Annotated in this window: 17 protein-coding genes; 13 read left to right on the top strand and 4 right to left on the bottom strand. The window is 57.2% G+C overall.

The genetic code is table 11. The features are described from left to right. Positions 1–18: 18 nt before the first annotated feature. Positions 19–645: a lysoplasmalogenase gene (locus AC27FC_RS18825; RefSeq protein ID WP_024906687.1), complete on the bottom strand. Its 627-nt coding sequence runs from the start codon at positions 643–645 to the stop codon at positions 19–21. A gap of 129 nt (positions 646–774) precedes the next feature. Between AC27FC_RS18825 and AC27FC_RS18820 the strand changes: the two genes are divergently transcribed. Further along, on the top strand, positions 775–1,134 hold the full coding sequence (locus tag AC27FC_RS18820) for a DUF2500 domain-containing protein (RefSeq protein WP_196355175.1): 360 nt from the start codon (positions 775–777) through the stop codon (positions 1,132–1,134). 95 nt (positions 1,135–1,229) lie between these two features. On the opposite strand, the gene AC27FC_RS18815 is transcribed toward AC27FC_RS18820, so the two are convergent. Together AC27FC_RS18815 and rsmD are read right to left on the bottom strand one after the other, a co-directional pair. Then, positions 1,230–1,511, bottom strand: a complete 282-nt coding sequence (locus AC27FC_RS18815; protein WP_010436509.1) for a DUF1145 family protein — start codon at positions 1,509–1,511, stop codon at positions 1,230–1,232. Further along, positions 1,495–2,097 (bottom strand): 16S rRNA (guanine(966)-N(2))-methyltransferase, encoded by a 603-nt coding sequence (gene rsmD, locus AC27FC_RS18810; protein ID WP_196355176.1) that lies wholly within the window; start codon positions 2,095–2,097, stop codon positions 1,495–1,497. The genes AC27FC_RS18815 and rsmD overlap by 17 nt, the downstream gene beginning before the upstream one ends. A 127-nt stretch (positions 2,098–2,224) precedes the next feature. On the opposite strand from rsmD, the gene ftsY reads away from it, so the two are divergent. From ftsY to livJ, 6 genes are all read left to right on the top strand, one after another. Further along, positions 2,225–3,685 carry a signal recognition particle-docking protein FtsY gene (gene ftsY / locus AC27FC_RS18805; protein WP_064672999.1) on the top strand — a complete coding sequence of 487 codons (1,461 nt, stop codon included), beginning with the start codon at positions 2,225–2,227 and terminating at the stop codon, positions 3,683–3,685. 2 nt (positions 3,686–3,687) lie between these two features. Continuing rightward, positions 3,688–4,353 (top strand): cell division ATP-binding protein FtsE, encoded by a 666-nt coding sequence (gene ftsE / locus AC27FC_RS18800; protein WP_025758973.1) that lies wholly within the window; start codon positions 3,688–3,690, stop codon positions 4,351–4,353. Continuing rightward, positions 4,346–5,401 carry a permease-like cell division protein FtsX gene (ftsX, locus tag AC27FC_RS18795; protein ID WP_032662628.1) on the top strand — a complete coding sequence of 352 codons (1,056 nt, stop codon included), beginning with the start codon at positions 4,346–4,348 and terminating at the stop codon, positions 5,399–5,401. The genes ftsE and ftsX overlap by 8 nt, the downstream gene beginning before the upstream one ends. Positions 5,402–5,652: 251 nt before the next feature. Further along, entirely contained in the window at positions 5,653–6,510 is an 858-nt protein-coding gene (gene rpoH, locus AC27FC_RS18790) for an RNA polymerase sigma factor RpoH (RefSeq protein ID WP_023310018.1), read from the top strand. Positions 6,511–6,646: 136 nt separating this feature from the next. Beyond that, on the top strand, positions 6,647–7,912 hold the full coding sequence (locus AC27FC_RS18785; protein WP_196355177.1) for a 4-aminobutyrate--2-oxoglutarate transaminase: 1,266 nt from the start codon (positions 6,647–6,649) through the stop codon (positions 7,910–7,912). Positions 7,913–8,109: 197 nt separating this feature from the next. Then, a complete protein-coding gene (livJ, locus tag AC27FC_RS18780) occupies positions 8,110–9,210 on the top strand; it encodes a branched chain amino acid ABC transporter substrate-binding protein LivJ (RefSeq protein WP_072163886.1) in 1,101 nt (366 codons plus the stop codon). Positions 9,211–9,387: 177 nt separating this feature from the next. Here the strand turns inward: livJ and panM are convergent, their stop codons facing one another. Then, the gene (gene panM / locus AC27FC_RS18775) at positions 9,388–9,771 is read right to left on the bottom strand and encodes an aspartate 1-decarboxylase autocleavage activator PanM (RefSeq protein ID WP_196355178.1); all 384 of its coding nucleotides are present in this window, start codon (positions 9,769–9,771) and stop codon (positions 9,388–9,390) included. 424 nt (positions 9,772–10,195) lie between these two features. Between panM and livK the strand changes: the two genes are divergently transcribed. The 6 genes from livK to ugpB all read left to right on the top strand — a co-directional run bounded on the left by livK (position 10,196) and on the right by ugpB (position 16,792). Further along, the gene (livK, locus tag AC27FC_RS18770; RefSeq protein ID WP_112778040.1) at positions 10,196–11,305 is read left to right on the top strand and encodes a high-affinity branched-chain amino acid ABC transporter substrate-binding protein LivK; all 1,110 of its coding nucleotides are present in this window, start codon (positions 10,196–10,198) and stop codon (positions 11,303–11,305) included. Between the two features lie 46 nt (positions 11,306–11,351). Next, entirely contained in the window at positions 11,352–12,278 is a 927-nt protein-coding gene (gene livH / locus AC27FC_RS18765; protein ID WP_008500099.1) for a high-affinity branched-chain amino acid ABC transporter permease LivH, read from the top strand. Then, the gene (gene livM, locus AC27FC_RS18760) at positions 12,275–13,552 is read left to right on the top strand and encodes a branched chain amino acid ABC transporter permease LivM (RefSeq protein WP_023310023.1); all 1,278 of its coding nucleotides are present in this window, start codon (positions 12,275–12,277) and stop codon (positions 13,550–13,552) included. Before livH ends, livM begins: the two co-directional genes overlap by 4 nt. Beyond that, entirely contained in the window at positions 13,549–14,316 is a 768-nt protein-coding gene (gene livG, locus AC27FC_RS18755; RefSeq protein ID WP_023310024.1) for a high-affinity branched-chain amino acid ABC transporter ATP-binding protein LivG, read from the top strand. The genes livM and livG overlap by 4 nt, the downstream gene beginning before the upstream one ends. Before the next feature lies 1 nt (position 14,317). Further along, the gene (livF, locus tag AC27FC_RS18750; RefSeq protein WP_008500102.1) at positions 14,318–15,031 is read left to right on the top strand and encodes a high-affinity branched-chain amino acid ABC transporter ATP-binding protein LivF; all 714 of its coding nucleotides are present in this window, start codon (positions 14,318–14,320) and stop codon (positions 15,029–15,031) included. Between the two features lie 444 nt (positions 15,032–15,475). Beyond that, on the top strand, positions 15,476–16,792 hold the full coding sequence (gene ugpB / locus AC27FC_RS18745; protein WP_094935064.1) for a sn-glycerol-3-phosphate ABC transporter substrate-binding protein UgpB: 1,317 nt from the start codon (positions 15,476–15,478) through the stop codon (positions 16,790–16,792). Positions 16,793–16,862 lie beyond the last annotated feature (70 nt).

Genomic DNA, 16,862 nt, shown 5'->3' with positions numbered 1-16,862 from the left:
TCCAGAGTCAAGCGCTATTTAGATATACAGCGAACGCACAATCAGGAAATGCCCGGCAAAGTAACACGCGGCGGCAATCGCGTTATCCGCCCGGAAGCGGCGGCGATAGTGGCTGCCCAGCCAGACGACATTCCCGATCAGCAGCAGCGCGGCGCCGAAGAACGCTGACATCGCTGGAGCGGTCGGACGGAAGAACCACAGTTCGCCCGCCAGCCACACCATCACCAGCGTCATGGCGATAAACGTACAGACCGGCAAACGCATCTCTTCCAGACGCGACCAGATCACCGCAATCAGCAGGGCGCCAATCACCAGCAGCACCAGCGGCAGCGGCCAGAAGAAGGAGAGCGTCATCTGGCTGGCAAAGTAGATGGTATAGAGCAGATGCGACAGGAAGAACGCCCCAACGGCGTACAGCAGGCGCTGGCGCGGCAGCAGGGTTAAGGCATCGCCAATCAGGGATGCACACAGCCCGGCGAGCACCAGATAGCTGACGGCGTTAAACATCGGCGCTTGCCAGGCCAGCAGCAGCAGGAGCAACAGCGTGACCGGTTTAAATAACCAGCGCTGCCAGGTGGGACCGCGGTACGATGCATCGACATAAAGCCATGCGGAAAAACAGACAGCGATAAATGACCAAAGCATATTAACTCCCTGTATCTGTTAAGTCTGAATAATCAGTTTCTGATCCAGTGTAGTGACGCGGGCGGGCGTTTGGCAATGGCGGGGGAGGCAAGGTATCCTGAATTCCGCAAAATCTGATGGGATTGTCGAATGAGCAAGATGCCGCTTTTTTTCATTATCGTGGTGGCGATTATCGTCATTGCCGCCTCGTTCCGTTTCGTGCAGCAGCGCCGCGAGAAGGCGGATAACGATGCCGCACCGCTGATGCAAAAGCGCGTGGTGGTGACCAACAAACGCGAGAAACCGCTCAACGACCGCCGCTCGCGCCAGCAGCAGGTGACGCCTGCGGGCACAGCAATGCGCTATGAAGCGAGCTTTAGGCCGGAAGCAGGCGGCCTCGAGATGACCTTTCGCCTGGAGGCGCAGCAGTACCATCAGCTGACGGTGGTGGAGAAAGGGACGTTGAGCTACAAAGGGACGCGGTTTGAAGGGTTTGAACCGGAGCGGTAATTTTCCCCTCACCCCGGCCCTCTCCCACAGGGAGAGGGTGTAATCGTTCCCTCTCCCTGTGGGAGAGGGTTAGGGTGAGGGCATCAGGCCGCGCCTTACTTCTTCACCTGCGCCTTAAACTTCTTCATCCACACCAGCAGTTCAAACACGCCGAAAATAAACACGCGCAGCTGCTGCCAGCCCGTCATCTGCGGGCCGTCTTTTGGCAGGCCGTTTTTCAGCATCACCATCTGCAGGGCGTGCATAAACGACGTGAAAATCAGCGCGACGTTAACGAAAATATTCATCGGGCGCGGGAAGGGGTGTACCAGGTTGAGAATTAAAAACGCCCAGACGCCCAGCATCAGCAAACGTCCCAGGTTAATCAGTACCGGCATCGGAGCCTCCTTGTGCCTGACGGTGATAAAGACGATAAGCGACCTGGCCGGCGACCTTTTCGCGGTGCAGATCCCAGTACGCGGGAACCGGCGGTAAACCATTTTCCACTTCGCTTTCAACGTAAATTAGCGCGTCATCCGCCAGCCAGCCGTTTTGCTCAAGCAGGGATAACGTCTCTTCCAGCAGCCCCTTGCGGAACGGCGGATCGACAAACACCACGTTATGCGGCGTGCCTTTCTGCGCAAGAAAACTCAGCGTGTTGGTGTTCACGACTTTGGCGTTGCTCGCCTTCAGCGTCGCCAGATTTTGCTGCAGCGTCTGCGCCACGCCGCGCTCCATCTCCAGCAGCGTGGCGCTGGCGGCATAGCGCGACAGCGCTTCCAGGCCGAGCGCGCCGCTTCCGGCGAAGCAGTCCAGGCAGTGGGCGTCTACCATTGACGGGGCCAGCCAGTTAAACAGCGTCTCGCGCACGCGGTCGGTAGTAGGGCGTAAACCGGGGCTGTCCGGCACCGGTAATTTCCGGCCTCGCCACTGACCGCCGATAATACGAATTTGACCGGCCGGGGCGCGGTTGGGTTTCTTCATCTCAGGAAAGCTCTGTTAACAATTGGCCTGCGATTGCGGGCGGTGATGTCAATTAAGTAAAGTGTTAGACTATTTCATCATTTTTTTAGCTTCCATGTATATAGCGCCGCGAGGAGTGTAGTCGCAGATGGCAAAACAAAAAAAACGTGGCTTCTTTTCCTGGCTGGGCTTCGGTGAAAAAGAGCAAGAAACAGAACAGAAAACCGAAGAGCAACAAGCCGTTGAAGAGCAGTCACAGCCTGAAACGCCTGTAGAAACCGCCGCGGTTGTCGAAGCGGAAGAAACGGCGCACAGCAAAGAAGAGATTGAAACCTTTGCACAAGAGGTTGTTGAGGTCACGGAACAGGTTCAGGAGAGCGAGAAGCCAGAGCCGGTTGTCATTGAGGCCCTTGCCGAAGCGCCGCAGGCCGTTATCGAACACGAAGAGCTGCCGCTGCCGGAAGAGGTGAAAGCCGAAGAGGTTTCTGCCGAAGAGTGGCAGGCCGAAGCGGAAACCGTTGAAATTGTTGAGGCGGTGGAAGAAGAAGCGGCACTCGAGCCAGAGCTGACCGATGAAGAGTTGGAAGCCCAGGCGCTGGCGGCAGAAGCCGCGGAAGAAGCGGTCATCGTCGTGCCGGTAGAAGAGCAGGCCGAAGAAGAGAGCGTCCAGGAGCAGGAAAAACCGACCAAAGAAGGTTTCTTCGCGCGCCTGAAGCGCAGCCTGCTCAAAACCAAAGAAAACTTAGGTTCCGGATTTATCAGTCTGTTCCGCGGCAAGAAGATCGACGACGATCTCTTTGAAGAGCTGGAAGAACAGCTGCTGATTGCGGACGTCGGCGTGGAAACCACCCGTAAGATCATCGCCAATCTGACAGAAGGGGCGAGCCGCAAACAGCTGCGCGACGCCGAAGCGCTGTACGGTTTGCTGAAAGACGAGATGGGTGAAATTCTCGCAAAAGTTGACGAACCGCTTAATATTGAAGGCAAAACGCCATTTGTTATTCTGATGGTCGGCGTGAACGGCGTGGGTAAAACTACCACCATCGGCAAGCTGGCGCGTCAGTTCGAGCAGCAGGGCAAATCGGTGATGCTGGCGGCGGGCGATACCTTCCGCGCGGCAGCGGTTGAGCAGCTGCAGGTTTGGGGCCAGCGCAACAACATTCCGGTGATTGCCCAGCATACCGGCGCGGACTCCGCGTCCGTGATCTTCGACGCCATCCAGGCGGCGAAGGCGCGCAACGTGGACGTGCTGATTGCCGATACCGCAGGGCGTTTGCAGAACAAATCGCACCTGATGGAAGAGTTGAAGAAAATCGTTCGCGTCATGAAGAAGCTGGACGAAGACGCGCCGCATGAAATTATGCTGACCATTGATGCCAGCACCGGACAGAACGCCATCAGCCAGGCGAAGCTGTTCAATGAAGCGGTAGGACTGACGGGGATCGCGCTGACCAAGCTGGACGGCACCGCGAAAGGCGGGGTGATCTTCTCCGTGGCCGATCAGTTCGGTATTCCTATCCGCTACATCGGTGTGGGCGAGCGTATTGAGGATTTGCGTCCGTTTAAGGCGGACGACTTTATTGAGGCATTATTTGCCCGAGAGGACTAACAATGATTCGCTTTGAACACGTCAGCAAGGCCTATCTCGGTGGGAGACAAGCGCTGCAGGGGGTAACATTCCACCTGCAGCCGGGCGAGATGGCATTCCTGACCGGCCATTCCGGCGCGGGGAAAAGTACCCTGCTCAAGCTTATCTGTGGGATCGAGCGGCCAAGCGCCGGGAAAATCTTTTTCGGCGGCCATGAGATTAGCCGCCTGAAAAACCGTGAAGTGCCGTTCCTGCGTCGTCAGATCGGCATGATTTTCCAGGATCACCACCTGCTGATGGATCGCACCGTTTTCGATAACGTGGCCATTCCGCTGATTATTGCCGGCGCCAGCTATGACGATATCCGCCGCCGCGTTTCTGCGGCGCTGGATAAGGTCGGGCTGCTGGACAAAGCGAAGAACTTCCCGATCCAGCTCTCCGGCGGTGAGCAGCAGCGCGTAGGCATCGCCCGTGCGGTGGTGAACAAGCCTGCCGTACTGCTGGCGGATGAACCGACCGGTAACCTGGACGATGCCCTGTCCGAAGGGATTTTGCGTCTGTTTGAGGAATTCAACCGCGTAGGAGTCACCGTATTGATGGCCACGCACGACATCGGGCTCATTTCCCGTCGTTCGTACCGCATGCTGACCCTGAGCGACGGGCATTTGCACGGAGGCCACGGTGAATAAGCGTGATGCAATAAACCAGATTCGGCAGTTCGGAAACCGGTTTGACCGTTTCCGTAAGCCGCAGGGCGGTGGTGACGGCAATCGTAATGCGCCGAAGCGCCAGAAGGCCGCGCCAAAACCGGCCTCCCGTAAAACCAACGTGTTTAACGAGCAGGTGCGCTACGCCTTCCACGGCGCGCTGCAGGACCTGAAAAGCAAACCGCTGGCGACGTTCCTGACGGTGATGGTGATCGCCATCTCCCTGACGCTGCCAAGCGTCTGCTATATGGTCTATAAAAACGTCAACCAGGCGGCCTCACAGTATTATCCGTCGCCGCAGATCACGGTCTATATGGATAAAGCGCTCGACGATAACGCCGCCGCGCAGGTGGTCGGGCAAATCCAGGCCGAGCAGGGCGTGGAGAAGGTCAACTATCTCTCACGTGAAGACGCGCTGGGCGAGTTCCGTAACTGGTCTGGCTTTGGCGGCGCGCTGGATATGCTCGAAGAGAACCCGCTGCCCGCCGTGGCGGTGGTGATCCCGAAGCTGGATTTCCAGGGGACCGATTCGCTTAACACCCTGCGCGATCGCATCACGCGCATTAAGGGCATTGATGAAGTGCGCATGGACGACAGCTGGTTTGCACGCCTTGCTGCCCTGACCGGGCTGGTAGGACGCGTCGCGGCGATGATTGGCGTGCTGATGGTGGCGGCGGTCTTCCTCGTCATCGGCAACAGCGTGCGCCTGAGCATCTTTGCCCGTCGCGATACCATTAACGTGCAGAAACTGATTGGTGCGACGGATGGTTTCATCCTCCGACCGTTCCTTTACGGTGGCGCATTGCTCGGTTTTTCCGGTGCATTTCTTTCACTGATATTGTCAGAAATTTTGGTGATGCGGCTCTCTTCTGCCGTGACTGAAGTGGCGCAGGTTTTCGGAACGAAGTTTGATATCAGCGGGTTAGGCTTCGATGAGTGCCTGTTGCTGCTGCTGGTTTGTTCGATGATTGGGTGGGTGGCAGCCTGGCTGGCAACCGTTCAACATTTACGTCACTTTACTCCCGACTAATAAAAGCGTGATATAATCTTTCCCTGCACCGAGATGCTCGCTCTGCAGGGAAAGCGTCCCTGTTGTCGCTTCCCCTGTTATCATCTCCATGTCACAATTTGTGCGTAATTTATTCACCGTTGCACCTGGAACTTGTGGATAAAATCACTGTCTGATAAAAGAGTGAATGCTAATCTCGTTGCTCAAACGCTTTGGCATGGTTGTTGCCTGACGGGGACGGCCAGGACCAGAAGAAACATTGAGAGGAATGAATGACCAAAGAAATGCAAACTTTAGCTTTAGCCCCTGTTGGTAACCTGGAATCTTATATCCGGGCTGCGAACACCTGGCCGATGTTAACGGCCGAGGAAGAAAAGGAGCTTGCTGAAAAGCTGCATTACCAGGGCGATCTGGAAGCAGCGAAAAAGCTGATCCTGTCTCACCTGCGCTTTGTTGTTCACATTGCTCGTAACTATGCGGGCTATGGCCTGCCGCAGGCGGACTTGATTCAGGAAGGCAACATCGGCCTGATGAAGGCTGTGCGTCGCTTTAACCCGGAAGTGGGTGTGCGACTCGTCTCCTTCGCTGTGCACTGGATCAAAGCAGAAATTCATGAATACGTGCTGCGCAACTGGCGTATCGTGAAAGTCGCCACGACAAAAGCGCAACGCAAACTGTTCTTCAACCTGCGTAAAGCCAAGCAGCGTCTGGGCTGGTTCAACCAGGATGAAGTGGAAATGGTGGCGCGCGAGCTGGGCGTAACCAGCAAAGACGTGCGTGAGATGGAATCCCGTATGGCCGCGCAGGACATGACCTTTGATATGTCCTCCGACGACGACGCATCTGACAGCCAGCCAATGGCGCCGGTTCTGTATCTGCAGGATAAAACCTCTAACTTTGCTGACGGCATCGAAGAGGATAACTGGGAAGATCAGGCCGCGAACAAGCTGACCCATGCGATGGAAGGCCTCGACGAGCGTAGCCAGGATATTATTCGCGCCCGCTGGCTGGACGAAGACAACAAGTCCACGCTGCAGGAGCTGGCCGACCGCTACGGCGTTTCTGCGGAACGTGTCCGTCAGCTTGAAAAGAACGCCATGAAAAAACTTCGCGCCGCTATCGAAGCGTAATTTTCGCGAAGTACACCGAGAACCCCTGGATGAAAGTCTGGGGGTTTTGTTTTTTTAGCGCCCGCTCTGGCGAATTCCCTCCCCCTGGCAAACACTTACTGATGCGCTAAGCAGGCGACTTTCTCAGGGGGACAGGGTGAAAAATAACGAACTGAACGACCGGCGTTTACAGGCGACGCCGCGCGGCATCGGCGTGATGTGTAACTTCTATGCTGATAAAGCTGAAAACGCCACGGTGTGGGACGTGGAAGGTAACGAGTACATCGACTTCGCCGCCGGGATCGCGGTGCTGAATACCGGCCATCGCCATCCAAAAGTCATTTCCGCTATTGAAAAACAGCTCCACGTGTTTACCCATACGGCGTACCAGATTGTGCCGTACGAAGGCTATGTGGCGCTAGCCGAGCGCATCAACCAGCGCGTGCCCGTTGACGGTCCGGCCAAAACCGCGTTCTTCTCCACGGGGGCAGAGGCGGTCGAAAACGCGGTCAAAATTGCCCGGGCGTACACTAAACGTCCCGGCCTAATCACCTTCGGCGGCGCGTTCCACGGCCGCACCTTTATGACCATGGCGCTGACCGGAAAAGTTGCGCCGTACAAGCTCGGCTTTGGCCCGTTCCCCGGTTCGGTGTATCACGCGCAGTATCCGAATGAACTGCACGGCGTCAGCACGGCGGAAGCGTTGAAAAGCCTGGAACGCATCTTTAAAGCGGATATCGCACCCGACCAGGTCGCGGCCATTATTCTCGAACCGGTTCAGGGAGAGGGCGGTTTCAACATTGCGCCAGCTGATTTTATGCAGGCGCTGCGCGCCCTGTGCGACACCCACGGTATTTTGCTGATTGCCGACGAGGTGCAAAGCGGCTTCGCCCGTACCGGCAAGCTGTTCTCGATGGAACACCACTGCGTGAAGCCCGATCTGATCACCATGGCGAAAAGCCTGGCGGGCGGGATGCCGCTCTCAGCGGTATCGGGCCGTGCGGAGGTGATGGACGCCCCTGCACCGGGCGGGCTGGGCGGTACTTACGCCGGGAACCCGCTGGCGATTGCGGCGGCGCATGCCGTGCTCGACGTGATTGATGAAGAGGATCTCTGCACGCGCTCGGCGCATCTTGGCCATCACCTGGTGGAAGTGCTGAACAAGGCGAAAGAACACTGCCCGTATATCGCTGACATTCGCGCGCAGGGATCGATGGTGGCGGTGGAGTTTAACGACCCGCAAACGGGCCAGCCTTCGCCGGAATTTACCCGCCAGGTGCAGGAGCGTGCGTTGCAGGAAGGGCTGCTGCTGCTGAGCTGCGGCGTCTACGGCAACGTCATTCGTTTCCTGTATCCGCTGACTATCCCTGAAGCGCAGTTCCGTAAAGCGCTGGACATTATCTCCGCGTCGCTGACACGTTAAAGCCACATGCCCGGCGAAAATCCCTGCCGGGCTTATCATATATTCATTTCAAATTAGCTATTCCAAAATCATAAAAATCGGGTATGTTTTAGCAGAGTATGCTGAAAAAGCGCAGACAGCACACCTATAACTGACATAAAGCGCTGCACAACAACATCACAACAATCGTAATAACCATAATAATGGGGAATCTCAGGATGAACATGAAGGGTAAAGCGTTACTGGCAGGATGTATCGCGTTGGCATTCAGCACCATGGCACAGGCAGACATCAAGGTGGCTGTGGTTGGCGCAATGTCCGGTCCGGTAGCACAGTACGGCGACCAGGAATTTACCGGCGCTGAGCAGGCGGTTGCAGACATTAATGCCAAGGGCGGTATCAAGGGCGAAAAACTGCAGATCGTAAAATATGATGATGCCTGTGACCCGAAACAAGCGGTCGCGGTCGCGAACAAAGTGGTGAACGACGGGATCAAATACGTTATCGGTCACCTGTGCTCTTCCTCGACTCAGCCTGCGTCTGACATCTACGAAGACGAAGGTATTCTGATGATCACCCCGGCAGCGACCGCACCGGAGCTGACCGCGCGCGGCTACAAGCTGACCCTGCGCACCACCGGTCTGGACTCTGACCAGGGCCCAACCGCGGCGAAATACATCGTTGAAAAAGTGAAGCCGAAGCGCATTGCCATCGTTCATGACAAGCAGCAGTACGGTGAAGGTCTGGCGCGTTCAGTGCAGGATAACCTCAAGAAAGCGAATGCCGACGTGGTGTTCTTCGACGGGATCACCGCCGGTGAGAAAGACTTCTCCACCCTGGTGGCGCGTCTGAAGAAAGAGAATATTGATTTCGTTTACTACGGTGGCTACCACCCGGAAATGGGCCAGATCCTGCGCCAGGCGCGCGCTGCGGGCCTGAAAACCCAGTTTATGGGCCCGGAAGGCGTGGCGAACGTTTCCCTGTCTAACATTGCGGGTGAATCAGCCGAAGGCCTGCTGGTAACCAAACCGAAGAACTACGACCAGGTCCCTGCGAACAAACCTATCGTAGATGCCATCAAGGCGAAGAAACAGGATCCAAGCGGCGCGTTCGTCTGGACCACCTACGCGGCGCTGCAGTCTCTGCAGGCGGGCCTGAACCAGTCAGCCGATCCGGCTGAGATTGCCACCTGGCTGAAAGCGAATACCGTCGAGACCGTCATGGGACCACTCTCCTGGGACGCGAAGGGCGACCTGAAGGGCTTCGAGTTCGGCGTGTTTGACTGGCATGCTAACGGTACGGCGACAGACGCCAAATAATTTTCCCGTCGCCTTTCGCGCCGCAGGTGCGTTGGCTGCGTTATTCAACCCCGGTCACTTACTTATGTAAGCTCCCGGGGATTTCATAACTTGCCGCCTTCCTGCAACACGAAATGCTTGGGAAAATGCGGCAGATAATGTAGGCCGGGTAAGGCGCAGCCGCCACCCGGCTTTCTTTTAGCGCTTCTCCCACCCGCTTTCCTGCGCCGTAAACCCTAACGCCTGCATAAACGCCGCCATCACGCCGCGGTCTTCCACGCCCACATCAGCCATCCACCATGAGGTCACGCTCGGGTTTTCGCGGATCACTTCTTCAATTAAATACTGTCCCACACCGCGACGACGGGTGACGTCACGCACGCGCAGCGAGTCCAGCGCCCCTTCCGTACCGCTCAGGGTTATGCGAACCGCTGCCAGCAGGCGTTCGTTAAAACGCGCGGCATAAATGCGGTGGGTCTCATCAACGTGCAGCGACGAAGGGGAATATTCCGGCCAGATCTTGCCCAGGTCGATATGATCCTGGTCGCTAAAGGTCACCAGACGCACGATAGTCAGTTTCATTAGCCACTTGTCCAAATCAGATTGAGTAGGGGCAGTGTACTCAATTTATTCACTCAGCGGCTTCCTCTTTTTATTCTCATTAACCAGGTGATTAGTTTTTTGGCAACGCGTTGGGCAGTTTGAAAACACATGGATCGAAAAATAAGCAGAATTTTAACCTGAACGGTAGTGATTTATTCGGCGCTTTGTACCGTTATTTTATGCTGCAAACTGCACTTTTATTTGTTTATCTCTGCCTGATTTCAGAATATTATCTTTGCTTAATCGCCTGAAAAATAGAGATTTTAGTCTGGTTTTTGACAAAAAACTGCGCTAAACCATTAAAGGCACTGGTAAAAATAGCGTTGTTCATTAAAAGTACAGAATGCTTTTTAACCATAATAAAACAAAATATAAACACGACATCACGAATGGGGATTCAGAGATGAAAAGGAACGCGAAGACGTTAATCGCGGGGATAGTCGCACTGTCGATCTCGCATGCCGCTATGGCAGACGACATTAAAGTTGCGGTAGTGGGCGCGATGTCCGGCCCTGTTGCCCAGTGGGGTGACATGGAATTCAACGGCGCGCGCCAGGCCATCAAAGACATCAACGCTAAGGGCGGCATCAAAGGCGACAAGCTGGTGGGCGTGGAATATGACGACGCCTGCGATCCGAAACAGGCCGTCGCGGTCGCCAACAAAATCGTCAACGACGGTATTCAGTATGTGATCGGCCACCTGTGCTCATCCTCCACGCAGCCTGCGTCTGATATCTACGAAGACGAAGGCATTCTGATGATCACCCCAGGCGCAACGAACCCGGAACTGACCCAGCGCGGCTATCAGCACATCATGCGTACCGCCGGTCTGGACTCCTCGCAGGGCCCCACCGCCGCCAAATACATCCTCGAGACCGTTAAGCCACAGCGTATTGCCATTATTCATGACAAACAGCAGTACGGCGAAGGCCTGGCGCGCTCCGTGCAGGACGGCCTGAAAAAAGGCGGCGCGAACATCGTCTTCTTCGACGGCATTACCGCCGGTGAGAAAGACTTCTCCGCGCTGATTGCCCGTCTGCAAAAAGAGAATATCGACTTCGTTTACTACGGCGGCTACTACCCGGAGATGGGGCAGATGCTGCGTCAGGCGCGCGCCACCGGTCTGAAAACCCAGTTTATGGGGCCAGAGGGCGTGGGCAATGCCTCCCTGTCAAACATCGCGGGGGATTCTGCCGAAGGCATGCTGGTGACGATGCCAAAACGCTATGACCAGGATCCGGCCAACAAGGCTATCGTGGATGCGCTCAAGGCGCAGAAGAAAGATCCGAGTGGTCCGTACGTCTGGATCACCTACGCGGCCGTACAGTCTCTGGCCACCGCGCTGGATCGCTCCGGCAGCAAAGAACCGCTGGATCTGGTGAAAGATTTAAAAGCACACGGGGCGAACACCGTGATTGGGCCGCTGAACTGGGATGAGAAAGGCGATCTGAAGGGATTTGAGTTTGGTGTCTTTAAGTGGCACGCCGACGGTTCATCCTCGGCCGCCAAATAATTATCCCACCGCCCGGCATGACGGGCGGGTATAAAAAGGTTTGCATATGTCCGAGCAGTTTCTCTATTTCCTGCAGCAGATGTTTAACGGCGTTACGCTGGGAAGCACCTACGCGCTGATCGCCATCGGCTATACGATGGTTTACGGCATTATCGGCATGATCAACTTCGCCCATGGCGAGGTGTACATGATCGGTAGCTACGTCTCCTTTATGATTATCGCCGCCCTGATGATGATGGGCATCGACAGCAGCTGGCTGCTGGTCGCCGCCGGGTTTGTCGGCGCGATCGTGATTGCCAGCGCCTACGGCTGGAGCATTGAGCGCGTGGCCTACCGGCCGGTGCGCAGCTCCAAGCGCCTGATTGCGCTTATTTCCGCGATCGGGATGTCGATCTTCCTGCAAAACTACGTCAGCCTGACCGAAGGTTCGCGCGACGTGGCGCTGCCAAGCCTGTTTAACGGCCAGTGGATTGTGGGGGCCAGCGAAAACTTCGCGGCCTCTATCACCACCATGCAGCTGGTTATCTGGGTCGTGACCTTTATTGCGATGCTCGCCCTGACGCTGTTCATCCGCTACTCGCGTATGGGACGCGCCTGCCGCGCCTGCGCGGAAGACCTGAAGATGGCGAGCCTGCTCGGCATCAACACCGACCGCGTGATTGCCCTGACCTTCGTGATTGGCGCCGCGATGGCGGCGGTGGCGGGCGTCCTGCTCGGCCAGTTCTACGGCGTGATCAACCCATACATCGGCTTCATGGCCGGGATGAAAGCCTTCACCGCGGCGGTTCTGGGCGGTATCGGCAGTATTCCGGGCGCGATGATCGGCGGCCTGATCCTGGGCGTGGCCGAAGCGCTCTCCTCGGCGTACCTGAGCACGGAGTATAAAGACGTGGTGTCGTTTGCCCTGCTGATTCTGGTTCTGCTGGTGATGCCTACCGGTATTCTGGGCCGTCCGGAGGTAGAGAAAGTATGAAACCGATGCATTTTGCAATGGCGCTGCTCTCTGCCGCCATGTTCTTCGTGCTGGCCAGCGTCTTTATGGGCGTCCAGCTTGAGCTGAATGGCACCAAACTGGTTGTCGATACCGCAGCTGACATCCGCTGGCAGTGGGTATTTATCGGCACGGCCGTAGTGTTCCTGTTCCAGCTGCTGCGTCCGCTGTTCCAGAAGACGCTGAAAAACGTCTCCGGGCCGAAATTCGTCCTGCCGGCAATCGACGGTTCTACGGTTAAGCAGAAGCTGTTCCTCGTGGCGCTGCTGGTGGCCGCCGTGGCGTGGCCGTTCGTGGTGTCGCGTGGCACCGTGGATATCGCCACGCTGACCATGATCTACGTGATTCTCGGTCTCGGTCTGAACGTGGTCGTGGGGCTTTCGGGCCTGCTGGTGCTGGGCTACGGCGGCTTCTACGCCATCGGCGCCTATACCTTCGCGCTGCTGAACCACTATTACGGTCTCGGCTTCTGGACCTGCCTGCCGCTGGCAGGGCTGGTCTCTGCCGCTGCAGGCTTCCTGCTTGGCTTCCCGGTACTGCGCCTGCGCGGCGACTACCTGGCGATTGTGACCTTAGGATTCGGCGAAATCGTCCGTATCCTGCTGCTCAACAACACCGAAGTGACCGGCGGCCCGAACGGCATCAGCCAGATCCCGAAACCGACCTTCTTCGGCCTGGAATTTAGCCGTACCGCCCGCGAAGGCGGCTGGGATACCTTCAGCAACTTCTTCGGCGTGAAGTATGACCCGTCCGACCGCGTGATCTGGCTCTATCTGGTGGCGCTGCTGCTGGTGGTGATTACCCTGTTCGTGATCAACCGCCTGTTGCGCATGCCGCTGGGCCGCGCGTGGGAAGCGCTGCGTGAAGATGAGATTGCCTGCCGCTCCCTGGGCCTGAACCCGACCCGCATCAAGCTGACCGCGTTCACCATCAGCGCCGCGTTTGCCGGTTTCGCCGGAACGCTGTTTGCCGCGCGTCAGGGCTTCGTTAGCCCGGAATCGTTCACCTTCGCCGAATCCGCCTTTGTGCTGGCGATTGTGGTGCTCGGCGGGATGGGCTCGCAGTTCGCCGTTATCCTCGCGGCCATCCTGCTGGTGGTCTCGCGCGAGCTGATGCGCGACTTTAACGAATACAGCATGCTGATGCTGGGTGGTTTGATGGTGCTGATGATGATCTGGCGTCCGCAGGGTCTGCTGCCGATGACCCGTCCACAGCTGAAGCTGAAGAACGGGCAAGCGAAAGGAGAGCAGGCATGAGTCAGCCATTATTATCCGTTAACGGCCTGATGATGCGTTTTGGCGGCCTGCTGGCGGTCAACAACGTGAATCTGGATTTGCACAAGAAAGAGATTGTCTCCCTGATTGGTCCGAACGGCGCAGGGAAAACCACGGTCTTTAACTGCCTGACCGGCTTCTACAAGCCGACGGGCGGTACCATCATGCTGCGCGACCAGCACCTGGAAGGGCTGCCGGGCCAGCAGATCGCCCGTATGGGCGTGGTGCGTACCTTTCAGCACGTGCGTCTGTTCCGCGAGATGACGGTGATTGAGAACCTGCTGGTGGCCCAGCATCAGCAGCTGAAAACCGGGCTGTTCTCCGGCCTGCTGAAAACCCCGGCCTTCCGCCGCGCGCAGGATGAAGCGCTTGACCGCGCCGCCACCTGGCTCGACCGAATTGGCCTGCTGCAGCACGCCAACCGTCAGGCGAGCAATCTGGCCTACGGTGACCAGCGTCGTCTGGAGATTGTGCGCTGCATGGTGACGCAGCCGGAAATCCTGATGCTCGACGAACCAGCGGCAGGGCTCAACCCGAAAGAGACCAAAGAGCTGGACGAGCTGATTGCCGAGCTGCGCGACAGTCACGACACCACCATCCTGCTGATTGAGCACGACATGAAGCTGGTGATGGGCATTTCGGACCGTATCTACGTGGTAAACCAGGGCACGCCGCTGGCAAACGGCACGCCGGAAGAGATCCGCAACAACCCGGACGTGATCCGCGCATACCTTGGTGAGGCATAAGATGGAAAAAGCGATGTTAACGTTCGACAAGGTCAACGCGCACTACGGCAAGATCCAGGCGCTGCACGACGTCAGCCTGCATATCAATCAGGGTGAAATCGTGACCCTGATTGGCGCCAACGGCGCGGGCAAAACCACGCTGCTCGGCACCCTGTGCGGCGACCCGCGCGCCACCAGCGGGCGGATTGTGTTCGATGGTAAAGACATTACCGACTGGCAGACCGCCAGAATCATGCGCGAGGCGGTGGCTATTGTTCCGGAAGGGCGCCGCGTCTTCTCCCGCATGACGGTGGAAGAGAACCTGGCGATGGGCGGGTTCTTCGCTCACCGCGATGAATACCAGACCCGCATCAAGTGGGTATATGAACTCTTCCCGCGCCTGTGGGAGCGCCGCATCCAGCGTGCGGGCACCATGTCCGGCGGTGAGCAGCAGATGCTGGCGATTGGCCGCGCGCTGATGAGCCAGCCGCGCCTGCTGCTGCTGGACGAACCGTCGCTCGGTCTGGCGCCGATCATCATCCAGCAGATTTTCGACACCATCGAGCAGCTGCGCAAAGAGGGGATGACCATCTTCCTCGTCGAGCAGAACGCCAACCAGGCGCTGAAGCTCGCCGATCGTGGCTACGTGCTGGAGAACGGCCGCGTGGTGCTGGAGGATACCGGCGACGCGCTGCTGGCGAACGAAGCGGTGCGGAGCGCGTATCTGGGCGGATAGGTAAAAGCAAAAAGGCAACGCAAGTTGCCTTTTTTAGTGTTTTCTCCCTCTCCCCGTGGGAGAGGGCGGGGTGAGGGCACCAGACCGCACGAGGTAAAAGCAAAAAGGCAACGCAAGTTGCCTTTTTTAGTGTCTTCTCCCTCTCCCTGTGGGAGAGGGTTGGGGTGAGGGCACCAGACCGCACGAGGTAAAAGCAAAAAGGCAACGCAAGTTGCCTTTTTTAATGTTTTCTCCCTCTCCCCGTGGGAGAGGGGCGGGGTGAGGGCACCAGACAGCACCTAAACCACACCGCCAACCCCCTTCACACAACCATCATCCCCCTGACGCCTGGCTGTCACTTATCTGTAAACAAACAGTTATTTTTCTGTAATTCGAGCATGTCATGTTACCTCGCGAGCATAAAACGCGTGATATCGCGCATCCGGCACAATAAGAGAGATGACAATGACATCGTTACGACACACAGCTTTGGGTCTGGCACTGGGTCTGGCTTTTGCGACGAACGCAATGGCTGTCACCACCATTCCGTTCTGGCATTCCATGGAAGGGGAGTTGGGTAAAGAAGTTGACTCCCTGGCGCAGCGTTTCAACGACACCCATCAGGATTACAAAATTGTGCCGGTGTACAAAGGCAACTACGAGCAGAGCCTGAGCGCGGGCATCGCCGCCTTCCGTACCGGTAACGCACCGGCGCTGTTGCAGGTTTATGAAGTGGGTACCGCCACCATGATGGCCTCCAAAGCCATCAAACCGGTCTATGAAGTGTTCAAAGAAGCGGGTATCAACTTCGATGAGTCGCAGTTCGTGCCGACCGTAGCGGGTTACTACACCGATTCCAAAACCGGCCACCTGCTGTCTCAGCCGTTTAACAGCTCCACGCCGGTGCTGTACTACAACAAAGATGCCTTCAAAAAAGCCGGTTTAGACCCGGAGCAGCCGCCAAAAACCTGGCAGGACCTGGCGGAGTACACCGCCAAGCTGAAGGCGGCGGGGATGAAGTGCGGCTACGCCAGCGGCTGGCAGGGCTGGATCCAGATTGAAAACTTCAGCGCCTGGCACGGTCTGCCGGTTGCGACCAAAAACAACGGCTTCGACGGCACCGACGCGGTCCTGGAGTTCAACAAGCCTGAGCAGGTGAAACATATCGCGCTGCTTGCCGATCTGAACAAGAAGGGCGACTTCAGCTACTTCGGACGTAAAGACGAATCCACCGAGAAGTTCTACAACGGCGACTGCGCCATTACCACCGCCTCTTCCGGTTCGCTGGCGGATATCCGCCACTACGCCAAATTCAACTACGGCGTGGGCATGATGCCGTACGACGCTGACGTGAAGGGCGCGCCGCAGAACGCCATCATCGGCGGAGCGAGCCTGTGGGTGATGCAGGGTAAAGACAAGGGCACCTACAAAGGCGTAGCCGAATTCCTCGACTTCCTGGCGAAGCCTGAAAACGCCGCCGAGTGGCATCAGAAGACCGGCTACCTGCCGATCACCAAAGCCGCGTACGACCTGACCCGCGAGCAGGGCTTCTACAGCAAGAACCCGGGCGCGGACATCGCGACGCGTCAGATGCTGAACAAGCCGCCATTGCCGTTCACCAAGGGTCTGCGTCTGGGCAACATGCCGCAGATCCGCACCATCGTGGATGAAGAGCTGGAAAGCGTGTGGACCGGGAAGAAAACGCCACAGCAGGCGCTGGACTCTGCGGTAGAGCGCGGGAATCAGCTGCTGCGCCGCTTTGAGCAGTCGACCAAATCGTAATTCAAACCTGCCCCTCACCCTAACCCTCTCCCCATAGGGGAGAGGGGACTGCGCGGAGCCGTCTTTTCTC

Source organism: Enterobacter sp. C3_dUdeg (genome assembly GCF_057536195.1).
This window is presented reverse-complemented; position numbering and strand designations above follow the sequence as displayed.